The sequence below is a fragment of the Paeniglutamicibacter sulfureus genome (assembly GCF_030512175.1).
Lineage (GTDB): Bacteria > Actinomycetota > Actinomycetes > Actinomycetales > Micrococcaceae > Paeniglutamicibacter > Paeniglutamicibacter sulfureus.
Genome location: NZ_JAULBL010000001.1, coordinates 186199 through 200674, shown reverse-complemented (window position 1 = coordinate 200674; position 14476 = coordinate 186199). Strand labels below are relative to the sequence as shown.

General features: G+C 67.5%; 11 protein-coding genes. 8 read left to right on the top strand and 3 right to left on the bottom strand.

From position 1 onward, the window contains the following. Positions 1 to 70 precede the first annotated feature (70 nt). Together Q2T94_RS00860 and Q2T94_RS00855 are read right to left on the bottom strand one after the other, a co-directional pair. Entirely contained in the window at positions 71 to 1480 is a 1410-nt protein-coding gene (locus Q2T94_RS00860; RefSeq protein ID WP_302262516.1) for a M1 family metallopeptidase, read from the bottom strand. Beyond that, entirely contained in the window at positions 1477 to 5280 is a 3804-nt protein-coding gene (locus Q2T94_RS00855) for a Pls/PosA family non-ribosomal peptide synthetase (protein WP_302263331.1), read from the bottom strand. The genes Q2T94_RS00860 and Q2T94_RS00855 overlap by 4 nt, the downstream gene beginning before the upstream one ends. A gap of 577 nt (positions 5281 to 5857) precedes the next feature. Between Q2T94_RS00855 and Q2T94_RS00850 the strand changes: the two genes are divergently transcribed. Together Q2T94_RS00850 and Q2T94_RS00845 are read left to right on the top strand one after the other, a co-directional pair. Then, positions 5858 to 6655: a 4'-phosphopantetheinyl transferase family protein gene (locus Q2T94_RS00850; RefSeq protein WP_302262515.1), complete on the top strand. Its 798-nt coding sequence runs from the start codon at positions 5858 to 5860 to the stop codon at positions 6653 to 6655. Between the two features lie 111 nt (positions 6656 to 6766). Further along, positions 6767 to 7240 (top strand): DUF1990 domain-containing protein, encoded by a 474-nt coding sequence (locus Q2T94_RS00845; protein ID WP_302262514.1) that lies wholly within the window; start codon positions 6767 to 6769, stop codon positions 7238 to 7240. Between the two features lie 180 nt (positions 7241 to 7420). Here Q2T94_RS00845 and Q2T94_RS00840 read toward each other — a convergent pair whose 3' ends face one another. Then, positions 7421 to 8389 carry a quinone oxidoreductase family protein gene (locus Q2T94_RS00840; protein ID WP_302262513.1) on the bottom strand — a complete coding sequence of 323 codons (969 nt, stop codon included), beginning with the start codon at positions 8387 to 8389 and terminating at the stop codon, positions 7421 to 7423. A 153-nt stretch (positions 8390 to 8542) separates the two neighbouring features. Between Q2T94_RS00840 and argC the strand changes: the two genes are divergently transcribed. From argC to Q2T94_RS00810, 6 genes are read left to right on the top strand one after another with little or no spacing between them, the layout of a single operon-like run. Next, positions 8543 to 9574 (top strand): N-acetyl-gamma-glutamyl-phosphate reductase, encoded by a 1032-nt coding sequence (argC, locus tag Q2T94_RS00835; RefSeq protein ID WP_302262512.1) that lies wholly within the window; start codon positions 8543 to 8545, stop codon positions 9572 to 9574. A gap of 11 nt (positions 9575 to 9585) precedes the next feature. Next, positions 9586 to 10749, top strand: coding sequence for a bifunctional glutamate N-acetyltransferase/amino-acid acetyltransferase ArgJ (argJ, locus tag Q2T94_RS00830; RefSeq protein WP_302263330.1), 1164 nt, complete (start codon positions 9586 to 9588; stop codon positions 10747 to 10749). A gap of 51 nt (positions 10750 to 10800) precedes the next feature. Continuing rightward, positions 10801 to 11727 carry an acetylglutamate kinase gene (gene argB / locus Q2T94_RS00825; protein WP_302262511.1) on the top strand — a complete coding sequence of 309 codons (927 nt, stop codon included), beginning with the start codon at positions 10801 to 10803 and terminating at the stop codon, positions 11725 to 11727. Then, positions 11724 to 12968, top strand: coding sequence for an acetylornithine transaminase (locus tag Q2T94_RS00820; RefSeq protein WP_264270258.1), 1245 nt, complete (start codon positions 11724 to 11726; stop codon positions 12966 to 12968). The genes argB and Q2T94_RS00820 overlap by 4 nt, the downstream gene beginning before the upstream one ends. Before the next feature lie 12 nt (positions 12969 to 12980). Further along, a complete protein-coding gene (gene argF, locus Q2T94_RS00815; protein ID WP_264270257.1) occupies positions 12981 to 13949 on the top strand; it encodes an ornithine carbamoyltransferase in 969 nt (322 codons plus the stop codon). After that, entirely contained in the window at positions 13946 to 14461 is a 516-nt protein-coding gene (locus Q2T94_RS00810; RefSeq protein WP_264270256.1) for an arginine repressor, read from the top strand. Before argF ends, Q2T94_RS00810 begins: the two co-directional genes overlap by 4 nt. Positions 14462 to 14476: the final 15 nt, after the last annotated feature.

Below are 14476 nucleotides of genomic sequence, written 5' to 3'. Positions count from 1 at the left end.
GGGTTTGTGACCAGGCTCTATACGGTGAAAAGAGCACCGCGACGGCGGTGGGGCCGAGCCCCCTCCGCTGTCAGTTTGCCGCCGGGGCAGGCAGTGCCGGCAACGCCTTTTCAAAGAGCCAGGGTTCCAGGAACGCCTCGGCGGAGAGTGCGGTGGGCAGGTGCGCGTCCACGTGGTCCCGGAAGAGCCGGTAGGTGACCGTCCCGTGGCGCCGTGCCCCGGTCCAGGCCCGCAACATCGCGAAAAACGCACGATCGCCCGATGCCAGCCGCAGGGCGTGCAGCGTCAGCGCACCGCGCTTGTAGACCCGGTCGTCGAACATGTCCTTGGGCCCGGGGGCCCCGATGGCGATGTCCTGCTCCAGGGATTCAATCATCGCCCAAGCGTCCCTGGCGCGTGAATCGGCGCTCGGGCCGCCGGAGGCCTCGGACCAGATCCATTCGGCATAGCAGGCGAAGCCCTCATGCAGCCAGATGTCCTCCCACGACCCGACGGTCAGCGAGTTCCCGAACCACTGGTGGGACAGCTCGTGGGCGATCAATCGCTGCTGCTCCCATCCCGGGAGCAGGTGGTTGTTGCCCAAGATGGAAATCCCGTGCGCCTCCAGCGGGATTTCCAGGTCGTCCTCCGTGACCACCACGGTGTAGTCCTCGAAGGGGTAGGGGCCGAAGGCCTCGATGAAGGTTTCCATCATCCGGGGCTGATCGGCCAATGCGGAGGAGACCCGGCGCAGCTGGGAGGTGTTCGAGGCAACCAGCTGGGGCACCGGGACCGGGGCACCTGCATGCCGTCCGCCCAGCGGTGCGGCACCGGCTTCGGTGCCGGCCAGGGAGCGCAGCTCGTAGCGGCCGATCTGCATAGTCGCCAGGTAGGTGGCCATGGGCTCGTTGACCTCGTAGGTCCAACGTTCGCGGCTGGAGCGCCGCTGGCGGTCAACGAGTTTTCCGTTGCAGACCGGGCGGTACCCGGCGTCGGTGTTGACGGAGATCCTGTAGCTTGCCTTTTGGCTGGGGTGGTCGTTGCAGGGGAACCAGGTGGGGGCCCCGTTGGGCTGTCCGGCCACGAGCACCCCGTCGGTGAGTTCCTCCCAGCCGACCTCGCCCCAGATGCCATCGCGTACATTCGGGACCCCGCCGTAGCGGATCTCCACGGTGAACTGCTCCCCGGCGGGCACCGGAGTCACCAGGTGGAGCTCCAGCTTGCCGGCCTTCTGCGTGGACCGGGCCACCTTGGCACCGTTGACCTGGCAGCGGGAGGCCCGCAGCCCGGACAGGTCCAGGCTGATGCGGTGCAGCTCGACCAGGGCCACGGCGGTGATGGTGGCCCTGCCGTCGAGCCGGTTGCCCCCGAGCTTGCAGTCCAGGTCCAGGTCGTAGTGCGTGACACGGTAGTCGGCGCTGCCGGAGCGGGGCACATAGGCATCCGGGATGAAGGAAGCCTCGGCGGCGGTGGAGGTGTCGGTCTGTTGGGTGTGGCTCATGCGCGCGGCTGGCTCCAGGGTTGGACGGGGTTGCCCATCCAGTAGCTTGAAGGGGGAACGGATTCTCCGCGCATCACCAGCGAACCGGGGCCCACGGTGGCGCCTTCCGACAGGGATGCTGCCGGCAGGATGACCCCGTGCGGGCCCATCGTGGATCCAGCGGAGAGTTCCACCGTATCAATTGCCATGACCCGGTCGTGGAAGAGGTGGGTCTGGACCACCGTGCCGCGGTTGACGGTCGAGGAGTCCCCGAGGGTGACCAGGTCGGCCTCGGGCAGCCAGTAGCTTTCGCACCAGACGCCGTGGCCGATCTTCGCGCCCAGGGCCCGCAGCCACCAGACCAGGGCCGGGGAGCCGGCGGCGGAGTGGGCGAACCACGGAGCGCAGACCATTTCGATGAACGTGTCAACTACCTCGTTGCGCCAGATAAAGGAGCTCCACAGGGCGTGTTCGCCCGGGCGGATGGGGCCCACCAGCAGCCACTTGGCGACGACCGCGGAGGTTGCCGCGACGGCACCTGCGGCAAGCATCACCGCGCCGCTGAGCAGTGCCGCGGCCAGATAGCCGTATTCCGCGGCCAGGAAGTCCAACAGCGCCAGCACCAGCGCGGCGACGCCGACGGTGACCACGACGGGCACGATCCGGCAGATTTCCCACAGGGCGCGGGCAAACTTCAGGCGCAGCGGCGGCGCGTAGGTGAGCAAATCGTCGGAGGACACCGCGGTGCGGCGCAGGCGCACCGGCGGGCTGCCCAGCCAGGAGGTCCCGGCCTTGGCCTTGGCGGGGGTGGCCGAGAGCACCGCGACCAGGCCGTTGCGCGGCACGCGGCGCCCGGCTCCGGCGATGCCGGAGTTGCCCAGGAAGGCGCGTTTGCCGATCTTGGCTCGGCCCACCTTCATCCAGCCGCCGCCGAGTTCGTAGGTGGCGACCATGGTGTCGTCGGCCAGGAAGGCCCCGGCACCGATGGTGGTCATCTTGGGGATCAGCAGCACCGTGGAGGCCTCGACGTTGCGTCCGACCTTGGCGCCGAGCAGGCGCAGCCACACGGGTGTGAAGAGCGAGGCGTAAATGGGGAAGAGGAGGTCGCGGGCCATGTCCAGCAGGCGTTCGGTGGCCCAGACCTGCCAGCCGATCCTGCTGTCGACCCGGTGCCAGCCCTCGCGCAGGCGAATTCCCAGCAGGCGCGTGGCCACCAGCACCAGCAGCATGTTCAGGCCGAACCACACCAGTGCCGCCACCGGGACGGCCAGCGTGAGCCGGAGCAGGGATTCGTGCAGCGAGGCCTGGCCGCGCAGCAGCAGGGCAGCGGCGATGATGGCTCCCAGGATGGAGAGCAGGGGAATTGCGCCCAGGGCCGAGGAGGCCACGGCGAACATCGCGTTGCGCACCCGGCGGGTACGCAACGGCTCCTGCGGCCAGGAGGGCTTGGACTTGCCGCTGCGTTCTGCGGGGGAGCCGGAGTAGGAGGAGAAGGCCTTGGTGCTTCCGGCAAGGGCGGAGCCTGCTGCCAGCTCCACCCCGTCGGCGACCACGGAGCCGGGCATCAACGTGCTGCGTGCCCCGACCGTGGCCTCGGCACCGACCTCGACGGTGCCCACATGGACACGGTCCCCGTCGATCCAGTAGCCGGTGAGATCGACCTCGGGTTCGATGCTGGCGCCGCGGCCCACGGTGAGCAGGCCGGTGACCGGCGGGATCGAATGCAGCTGGACGTCGGCGCCGATCTTCGCGCCCAGGGCGCGGGCGTAGAACTGGATCCAGTGCGCGTTGCCGAGCGAGACGGGATCAACCAGATCGGCGATCTGCTGGGCCATCCACAGCCGCAGGTGCACCTTGCCCGAGCGCGGGTAGTTCCCGGGCTTGAGATTGCGCAGCAGCATCCGGGCCGCGATGACCGAAAGCGCCATGCGCCCCGGGGAGGAGACGAAGACAAGCCACAGGGCGGCCACCGCCCACCAGGAGAGCCTGGGTGCGTCGGTGAAGACCCCCAGGGCGCCGAGCACGTTGTTGCCGGCGGCCAGGTACACGAGCCAGCGCATGCCCACCAGGATGAAGGTGGGGATGCCCATCAGCGTCTGGAAGACCTGGGCGCGCCGGGTGGTGCGCTCGACGATTCGGGTCTCGGGTTCGGCACCGGAACTGGTGCCCAGGGCCTCGAGCAGGGACCCGATGCGCGGGTGGGAATAGATCTCGGCCACCGTGACGGTGCGGTAGCGCACGCGCAGGGCGGAGACCAGCTGGGCGGCGGAGAGCGAACCGCCGCCGGAGGCGAAGAAATCGGTGTCAAGGCTGCCGACAGGGGTCCCCAGCACGCGGGTCCACTGCTCGATCACCCATGCAGCGTCCTGGCCGAGATCCGGCAGCACCCCTTCGGGCCCGGTGGCGGTGGCTCCGGGCAACGGCCAGGGCAGCGCGTTGCGGTCGACCTTGCCGCTGGTCTTGGTGGGCAAGGCGTCGACGATTGCCAGCAGCGGGATCAGCGGCGCCGGAAGCATGTCCGCCAGCCGCCCGCGCGCAGCCGAGGTGTCGTAGGCGGGATCGGCGGCCAGGTAGCCGACGAGGATCTGGTTTCCGGCGGCGGTGGTCTTCACCGCTGCCGCGGCGCCGGAGACCTCGGGCAGGGACTGGAGCGCGGCATCGATTTCGCCCAATTCGATGCGTCGGCCGCCGAGCTTGACCTGTTCGTCCATCCGGCCCAGGAAGACCAGACCCTCGGGGTCGGCCTGCACCAGGTCACCCGAGCGGTAGGCGCGCTCCCAGCCCAGGGTTTCGAAGGGCGCGTATTTCTCGGCGTCCTTGGCCGGGTCCAGGTAGCGACCGAGTCCGACGCCGCCGATGATCAGTTCCCCGCTCTGACCGGGGGCCACGGGGAAGCCCGAGGCGTCGACGACGGCAAGGTCCCAGCCATCGAGCGGCAAGCCGATGCGCACCGGATCCGTGCCGTCCATCTGCGCGGCACAGGCCACAACGGTCGCTTCGGTCGGACCATAGGTGTTCCAGACCTCGCGCCCTGGAACCGCAAGGCGGGCGGCAAGCTCGGGCGGACAGGCTTCGCCGCCGAAGATCAGCAGGCGCACGTTTTCCAGGGCCTCGGCCGGCCAGAGGGCGGCGAGTGTGGGGACGGTGGAGACCACGGTGACCCCGCGGGTCACCAGCCAGGGACCCAGGTCCATGCCCGAACGAACCAGGGCACGCGGGGCCGGCACCAGGCAGGCGGCATGGCGCCAGGCCAGCCACATTTCCTCGCAGGAGGCATCGAAGGCCACGGACAGGCCGGCAAGCACGCGGTCCTCGGCGCCCAGGGGCTCACTTGTCAGGAAGATCCTGGCCTCGGCGTCGACGAAGGCGGCCGCCGAGCGCTGCGTGATGGCAACGCCCTTGGGAGTCCCGGTGGATCCGGAGGTGAAGATGATCCAGGCGTCGTCGCCCAGCGCGGCGTCCCGGGCCGGCGCCGGGTTTGCCGTCTCGCGCAGGGAGGTGATCTTGCCCTTTTCGCCCACGACCGCGGCGACCTTGGCCTCGGAAAAGACCAGTTGGGCGCGTTCCTCCGGATCGTCGGCATCGACGGGAACGTAGGCTGCGCCGATCCTCATCGTGGCCAGGATGCCGATGTAGAGTTCGCGCGTTCCCGAGGGGATGCGGATGCCGATGTGGTCCCCGGCGCCGAGTCCGGCTGCGCGCAGGCGCCCGGCCATCTCGTCGACGGCCACGAGCAGTTCCGCGTAGGTCAGCGAGCGCTCGCCGTCATCAAGTGCGGGGGCTTCGGGGTGGGCCGCCGCGCTGGCCTCAAGGATGTCCATGAGGGTGCGGGGCTTCGGTGCCAATTCGCTGCCCGGGAACTGCGGCAGGAACAAGGGGGCGGTGGATCCATTGTCGGCAATGCTGGGAGTCGTTTCCACTGTGGCTTTCTGGAAGTGGTGCTCGGCCCAGCCCCCTGTAGGGGACGGACCAGGACGATGGAGCCCAACCATGCTCCGGCGGCACGCCGACAAGGCGTCCGCCGCCGCCCGGCCGGCACGTACGCGCCCACCGTAGTCACGGCAGGTGAACGGCAGGTGGACCGGGAGGTTAACGGGAGGTGTCTTGGGGCGGGAATCACAGGGCCGTGTGATGCCTCACCAACTTGGTTGGAGGGAGCTGCCGTCCACCCGCTTGGGAATCCGGCGATCCCTGCCAGCGGGGCCAATGCCCGGGCCTGGGCAGGAGCGCCGGTCGGGCTGAAGCCGGCCGCGGGAGCTCAAACCAATATGTGGCGCAGCGCCCACTGTGTGTATCGGAATTGGTTCCGGCTTCCAGCGCTGATGCGAGATACTCGATGCAGTCGAACCGGCCATGCATCCGTGGCCAGTGACCCGCGGAACAAGGAGCGCAATCCGAATGCACGACGTACCGGGTAAGAGTCCTGAAGCGGGACTCTCGGCCCCTTTGTGGGCGGCCGCCCCGTTGGCGGAGGCCGCGACGCATCCCGCGGTCCGATTGCTGCCCGACGAACTCGCCCGCGCCGGCGCATACCTTGCCGGACGCCCGCGCGACGACTTTGTGGCAGGACGGATCCTTGTCCGGGTATTGGCTGCGGACCTGTTGAACCGTGTGATGCCTTCGGGCCGCGGGATCCTTCCCGGCGACCTCGAACTCACACAGTACTGTCAGCAATGCGCGTCGGTGGCGCACGGGACCCCGAAGCTCCGGATGGCGAAGACCGGGCAGTCTTTTTCCCTCTCCTACGCACGGACTGCTGGCTGGCTGCTGCTTGCGCTGGCCCCCGCGAACAGTCGGCTGGGCGTTGACCTGGCCGACCTGGACGACAGCGCGTTTTCCTCCGGAGACGGCGGCATGCTCGAGGATTATGCCTACGCGCGGGAAGAGCGAGAACGACTCGAACTGTTGCCGGAGTCCGAACGGCAGCGGCTTCGGGCCAGATGGTGGGCCCTGAAGGAAGCGGTCGCCAAGGCCAGCGGGGAGGGCCTGGCCGGTGAGGCCGGCATTCCCGTGGTTGCCGGGAAAAACGTCCACCCGTTGTTGCACAGCCCCGGACTCCGCGTGCTGGATCTTGATCCAGAAAGCCTCGACTCCCTGGGTGCCATGCTTCCTCCCCATTTGGTGGGCAGCCTCGTTTGGGCCCCTGGCCCGGAGGCCTGGGAAAATCGAGTAGGTGGGGCGGTGGGAATCGCCTGATTTGCTGTTGGGATTGTCCACGGGCGGCTTCTTTTGGGTACGGGACTGTAGTAGGAATGGACCCAGACCCAACTTGCCCGGCATCTGTTTGGATTGTGAGGAGAGTGGCGCGTGACCAGTCCGGATCTTGCCCATTGGCCGCCGGGCGACGGTAAGTATCGTCGCTCGGAATTCTCGTCGTTCATTGGAACCGGGGATCTGGTGTGGGAACGCGTCATCGCGGACGTGCTGCGCTGGAAGGTGAAGACAGCGAGCGGGTTTACGGTGAGTTCAGCTGCTCCGGTGAGACGGGGCGACCGCGTGGACGTCACGGTGCACCTTTTCGGTGCCACCGTCCTTGAGCCCGTGGAAGTTGTCGCAGTCGTGGATAGCCCGGATCGGGTCGGGTTTGCGTATCGCGCGCTGCCGGGGCACCCCGTTTGCGGCGAGGAAGCATTTGTCGTGAGCCGTCACGGGGATGACGTGCGACTCACCATACGATCCCTCACCCGGGCGGCATCGCGGCAACCGTGGCGAGCGCTGTACCCGTTGATTCTCGTCGCGCAGCGAATCGTACGCCGGAGATACCTGCGCGCACTCCGTTGACGACTTCGGCAAGGCATTGCGGTGCGGCCACAACAGCCAGAGGATGAAAACCGATTCCTGAACACACTCGGGCATCAGCGGGCGGCCGCTGATTCCGGGTAAGCACGGCGCGGGCCGCCACGTGGGAGTCTGTCCTCCGGGGTGGCGGCCCGTGGTGGTTCGGCAACGATTGGATCGTGGCTACGGGATGAGGATGGTTTTACCGGTGGTCGCTCGGGATTCAAGGGCGGTGTGGGCGTTGCCCGCCTCGGCCAGGGGGAAGCGTGCCCCGATGCGGACGTCGAGCTTGCCGAGCGAGACCAATTCAAAAAGCTCGCCGGAACGCCAGCGTCGCTCCTCTGCATCAAGCAGGAAGTCGGCGACCTTGGGTCGGGTCACGGTCAATGAACCATGGGCGTTGAGGCGCTGCAAGTCAAAGGGCGGCACCTGGCCCGAGGCTCCGCCAAAGAGCACCAGGGTGCCGCGGATCTTGAGGGCTTCGAGTGACCCTTCGAAGGTGTCCTTGCCGATGCCGTCGTACACGACATCGACGCCCTTGCCGCCGGTGATTTCTCGGACGCGCACCGGCACTTCGTCGTAGGAAAGGACATGGTCCGCGCCGGCGGCGCGCGCCAGTTCCGCCTTTTCCGGAGTCGAAGTGGTGGTGATGACGGTGGCCCCGCGCAGCTTCAGCAGCTGGATCAACAGCAGGCCGACGCCACCGGCGCCGGCATAGGTGAGCACGGTGTCGCCCTGCTGCACGTTGTAGCTGGAATTGACCAGGTAGTGCGCCGTGATGCCCTGCAGCGGCAGCGCGCCGGCGGTTTCCAGCGACACATTCTCCGGGACGGGCAGTGCCTTCTCGGCATCCAGCAGCGTGTGGGTGGCATAGGTGCGCGAGCCTTCAGTGGTGGCCACCCTGTCCCCGACGGCGAAATCGGTGACGCCGGCGCCAACGGCCTCGACGGTGCCGGCGCACTCGCTGCCCGGGGTGAAGGGATACTTGACGTTGTAGACGCCCGAGCGCTGGTACGTCTCAATGAAATTCACGCCAACGGCAGCGACCTTGACCAGCAGTTGTCCGGGCCCGGGGGAGGGCATCGGCGACGCAACATAGTCGAATACTTCGGGTCCTCCGGCCTGACGGGCGATAATTGCATGGGAACTCACGTGCTGGACTCCTTGGGTCGGCGCTTGGCTTTGTTTCCACCATAGCGTTCGGGCCCCCAGGGGCCCGTGACCAAGGCCTCGATGTTGCGTTGCGGGACCAAACAAATGAATATTTATTAGCTATCATGCATAAATGCGTAGTAGGGTTGGGTTATGACGATTTCAGTAGCTGTATCCGGAGCCAGTGGGTATGCCGGCGGCGAGGTCCTGCGCCTGCTGTCCAACCACCCCGACGTGACCATCGGTGCGATCACCGCCCACTCGAATGCCGGCCAGCGACTGGGCGAGCTCGCCCCGCACCTGCATTCGCTGGCCGACAGGGTCCTGGTGGAAACCACGGTCGAGCAACTGCGCGGACATGACGTCGTCTTCCTGGCCCTGCCACACGGTGCCAGCGCCGAGATCGCTGCCCAACTACCCGCCGACACCCTCGTCATCGACGCCGGGGCCGACCACCGCCTGGAATCCCCGGAGGCCTGGGAAAAGTTCTACGGCTCCTCCCATGCCGGAACCTGGCCCTACGGCCTGCCGGAGCTGCCCGGAGCCCGGGAACTGCTCGTCGGCGCCAAGCGCATTGCGGTGCCCGGATGCTACCCGACCTCGGTCCAGCTGGCACTCGTGCCCGGATTCGCCGCCAACCTCCTGGAACCCGACGACGTGGTCGTGGTTTCCGCCTCCGGAACCTCGGGAGCGGGTAAGAGCGCCAAGGTGAACCTCATTGGCTCCGAGGTCATGGGCTCCATGAACCCCTACGGCGTGGGCGGCTCCCATCGCCACACCCCGGAAATGGAACAAGGTCTCTCCAAGGCCGCCGGCGTCCCGGTGACTGTCTCCTTCACCCCGACCCTGGCGCCGATGCCGCGCGGCATCCTCACCACCGCCACCGCCAGGGTCAAGCCCGGTGTGGACGAGGCAACGCTGCGCGCTGCGTGGACGGCTGCCTACCAGGACGAACCATTCGTGCATTTGCTGCCCGAAGGCCAGTGGCCCGCAACCTCGTCGGTCATGGGCTCGAACCACGCGCAGATCCAGCTGGCCTTCGACCCGCACGCGAACCGCGTGATCGTCTCCGCGGTCATCGACAACCTCACCAAGGGCACCGCAGGCGGAGCCGTCCAATCCATGAACATCGCCCTGGGCCTGAAGGAAACCGCCGGCCTGGCACTTGAAGGAGTAGCACCGTGAGCAACGCACCCATGGGAATCACCTACCCCGGCGGCTTCAGCGCCTCGGGTATCACCGCCGGGCTCAAGGCCTCGGGAAACCCGGACCTTGCCCTGGTGCGCAACAACGGCCCGCGCTTTGACGCGGCAGCCGTGTTCACCTCCAACCGCGTGGCGGCGGCCCCGGTGCACTGGTCGCGCCAGGTGATCTCCGACGGCCGGGCCGACGCCGTGGTGCTGAACTCCGGCGGCGCCAACGCCTGCACCGGCCCCGAGGGCTTCGCCAACACCCACGCCACCGCCGAACACGTGGCCACGGTCCTGGGCGTTTCCAGCGGGGACGTGCTGGTCTGCTCCACCGGGCTGATCGGCGAGCAACTGCCCATGGACAAGATCCTGCCCGGCGTGGACGCGGCCGCCGCGGCACTGGGCTCCGGCAATGAATTCGACGGGGGAGCTGCTGCAGCCACCGCCATCATGACCACCGACACGGTGTCCAAGCAGGCGGGGTTCGCCGGATCCGGGTACTCCATCGGCGCCATGGCCAAGGGCGCAGGCATGCTTGCCCCCGGGCTGGCCACGATGCTGGTGGTCATCACCACCGATGCGGTGCTGGAACCGGCGCAGTTGGATGACGCACTGCGCGAGGCCACCCGCGTCAGCTTCGACAGGGCGGATTCCGACGGCTGCATGTCAACCAACGACACCGTGATCCTGATGTCCTCCGGCGCCAGCGAAACCGTCCCGGACACCGCGGAATTCACCGCCGGGCTCACCGAGGTCTGCGTCGGGCTGGCCAAGGCGCTGATCTCCGATGCCGAGGGCGCCGCCCATGAAATCACCATCCGCACCTTCAACGCCGCCACCGAGGACGACGCAGTCGAGGTCTCGCGCACTGTGGCTCGGTCCAACCTCTTCAAGACCGCGATCTTCGGCCAGGACCCCAACTGGGGCCGGGTGCTTTCCGCGGTGGGAACCACCCGGGCGGCCTTCGAGCCCGACGAGCTGAACGTGTCCATCAACGGCGTCCAGGTATGCCGCAAGGGCGGGGTGGGCGATGACCGCAACCTCGTGGACCTTTCCGGGCGCAACGTCCTGGTGGAAATCGACCTCAACGCGGGCATGCAGGAAGCCAGCCTGTGGACCAACGACCTGACCCACGACTACGTCCACGAGAATTCGGCCTACAGCAGCTAGGCGACGCAAGTGCCCCGGCTCAATCGTTTCAGTGAGGAAGCACCTAAGAGCATGTCTGAGAACAAACCCGCGCCAACGCCCATGGACGTGGCACAGCGCAAGGCCGAAGCCCTGATCGAGGCCCTGCCCTGGATCCAGCGCTTCGCCGGAACCACCATGGTCATCAAGTACGGCGGCAACGCCATGATCAACGAGGACCTGCGGCGCGCCTTTGCCGAAGACATCGTGTTCCTGCGCCACGTGGGCATCAACCCCGTGGTCGTGCACGGGGGAGGCCCGCAGATCAACTCCATGCTCAGCCGCCTGGGCATCGAGTCCGAATTCAAGGGCGGGCTGCGCGTCACCACCCCCGAAGCCATGGACGTGGTCCGCATGGTGCTCACCGGGCAGGTGCAGCGCGAACTGATCGGCCTGATCAACTCCCACGGACCCTACGCGGTGGGACTTTCCGGCGAGGACGGCGCCCTGCTGCGGGCAGTGCGCACCGGGACCTACATTGCCGGGCAGCACGTGGACCTTGGACTGGTGGGAGAGGTGACCGGGGTCAAGCCCGACCAGATCCTCGACCTGCTGGCCGCCGGCAAGATTCCGGTGGTCTCCACCGTGGCCCCGGAGGTCGACGAGAAGGACAACCCCACCGGACAGGTGCTCAACGTCAACGCCGACACCGCCGCGGCGGCACTGGCCAGCGCGCTGGGCGCCTCCAAGTTGGTGATCCTCACCGACGTGGAGGGGCTGTACGCGGCCTGGCCGGACAGGTCCTCGCTGATCTCATCGATGGACGCCGAGCAGTTGCGCGCCCTGATGCCCAAGCTCGAATCGGGGATGATCCCCAAGATGGCGGCCTGCCTCAAGGCCGTGGACGAGGGCGTGGGCCAGGCCCACATCGTCGACGGCCGCCAACCACACTCCATGCTGCTGGAGGTCTTTACCTCCGCCGGCGTCGGAACCCAAGTCATTCCCAAGGACAAGGCATGAACGAGATCATTGAACAGGAAACGGGCGCCCTGGGCGCCCTGCAGGGCAGCGAATTGCTCGCCCGCTACAACCACTCGTTGCTGGGTGTCTTCGGCACCCCGCAACAGGTTCTGGTGCGCGGGGCAGGCTGCCACGTGTGGGACGCCGACGGCAAGGAATACCTCGACCTGCTCTCCGGGATCGCCGTCAACGCCCTGGGCCACGCCCACCCGCTGCTCACCTCGGTGATTTCCTCGCAGCTGGCCACCCTGGGACACATCTCCAACTTCTTCACCAGCCCCACGCAGATCGCGCTGGCGGAAAAGCTCCTGGAGCTCAGCTCGGCACCGGAGGGCTCCAAGGTGTTCTTCACCAACTCCGGCACAGAGGCCAATGAAGCTGCCTTCAAGCTGGCCCGCCGCAACGCGGGCACGCCCGAAGCACCGCGTACCAAGATCATTGCCCTGGAGCAAGCCTTCCACGGCCGCACCATGGGCGCGCTCGCGCTGACCTGGAAGCAGGCCTACCGCGAGCCGTTCGAGCCGCTTCCGGGCGGGGTCGAATGGATCCCGGCCGGGGACATCGAGGCGCTGCGCGCAGCGGTGGATGAAACCACCGCCGCGGTCTTCATCGAACCTATCCAGGGGGAGGCCGGGGTCATCGAATTCGGCACCGGATACCTGCGTGAGGCACGGGAGATCACCGAGGCCGCCGGCGCGCTGCTGGTCTTTGACGAGGTCCAGACGGGCATCGGCCGCACCGGCGACTGGTTCGCCTCCGCCGGGGTCATCCCCGACGCCATGACACTGGCCAAGGGCCTGGGCGGCGGATTCCCGATTGGCGCGATGGTCGTCTTCGGCACCGAGGCCACCGGGCTGCTCACCCCGGGCCAGCACGGAACGACCTTCGGCGGCAACCCCGTGGCCACCGCCGCGGCCCTGGCCACCCTGCATGTCATAGAATCCCAGGACCTGCTGGCGCAGGTGCGAAGCGTGGGCCAGGAGATCCGGACCAAGCTCGCCGCGCTCGACTTCGTCACGGCTGTCCGCGGCCAGGGGCTGCTCATCGGTTTCGACCTGGCGGCCGCCGTGGCCCCGGCGGTTGTCACCGCCGCATTGGCGGCGGGGTTCATCATCAACGCCCCGGGCCCCAACACGCTGCGCCTGGCACCTCCCCTGATCATCACCACCGAACAACTCGACACCTTCGTAGCAGCGTTGCCCGCGATATATGCCGCGGCCGTTGCCGGCACCCAGGAATAGGACCACAGCACCATGACCAACACAGTTCGCCACTTCCTGACCGACCTTGACCTCACGCAGGCCGAACAGACCGAGGTCCTTGACCTGGCCCTGGCCATGAAGAAGGACAAGTACGGATACAAGCCGTATGCCGGCCCGCAGACGGTTGTCGTCTTCTTCGACAAGACCTCCACCCGCACCCGGGTGTCCTTCGCCGCCGGCATTGCCGAGCTCGGCGGTTCCCCGCTGATCATCAACTCCGGCGAATCCCAGTTGGGCCACAAGGAGTCCATATCCGATTCCGCCAAGGTCCTTGAGCGCATGGTCTCCACCATCGTGTGGCGCACCTACGAACAGGCCGGCCTGGAGGAAATGGCCGAGAACTCCAACGTCCCGGTCATCAACGCCCTCTCAGACGACTACCACCCCTGCCAGCTGCTGGCGGACCTGCTGACCGTGCGCGAGCACAAGGGCACGCTTGCCGGCCTGTCCATGGCCTACCTGGGCGACTCGGCCAACAACATGGCCAACTCCTACCTGCTGGCCGGCGTCACCGCCGGGATGCACGTGCGCATCTGCGGACCGGAGGGCTATCTGCCGAGTGCTGACATCATTGCGGCTGCCGAGAAGCGCGCGGCCGAAACCGGCGGTTCGGTGACTGTCACCACCGATGCCGCTGCCGCACTGGCCGGCGCCGACGTGGTGGCCACCGACACCTGGGTTTCCATGGGCCAGGAAGACGAGAAGGCGCAGCGCATGGAACTCTTCCGCGACTACGCCGTGGATTCGGCCGCCATGGCGCACGCTGACAAGGACGCCATCGTCCTGCACTGCCTGCCGGCCTACCGCGGCTACGAAATCGCTGCCGATGTCATTGACGGACCCCAGTCGGTGGTCTTCGACGAGGCCGAAAACCGCGTCCACGCCCAGAAGGCCATCATGGGCTGGTTGATGGCCAAGTCCAACCTGGCCGAGGTGCCGGGAGTGAACTCGAACCGATGAGCACCCCCGCCTCGTTCCAGCCCACAACAAAGATCGCGCGCCAGGCGCGGGTGGGTGCCATCCTGTCCACCCGCACTGTGCGTTCGCAGGCCGAGTTGGTGGTCCTGCTGGCTGAGGAAGGCATGGCCGTCACCCAGGCAACGTTGTCGCGGGACCTGGTGGAGCTCGGCGCGGTGCGTGTGCGCGGGGCCGACGGGGGACTGGTCTATGCGGTACGCCAGGAGGGCGGTGACCGCAGCCCCCAGGTTGGGGTCAGCCCGGAGGTGCACGATGCCAAGCTGGCCAAGCAGTGCGCTGAATTGCTGATTACCGCCGAGGCCTCGGGCAACATCGTGGTTTTGCGCACCCCGCCAGGTGCGGCAAATTTCCTGGCCCTGTCCATCGACCATTCCACGATGCCGCAGATCCTGGGGTGCATCGCCGGGGACGACACCGTCATGCTGGTGACCCGCGACGTCAACGGTGGGGCCGAGGTTGCAGCGCGCTTCCTGGCTCTTGCCGACCCGCAGTAGCCAGGTCGACCAGTC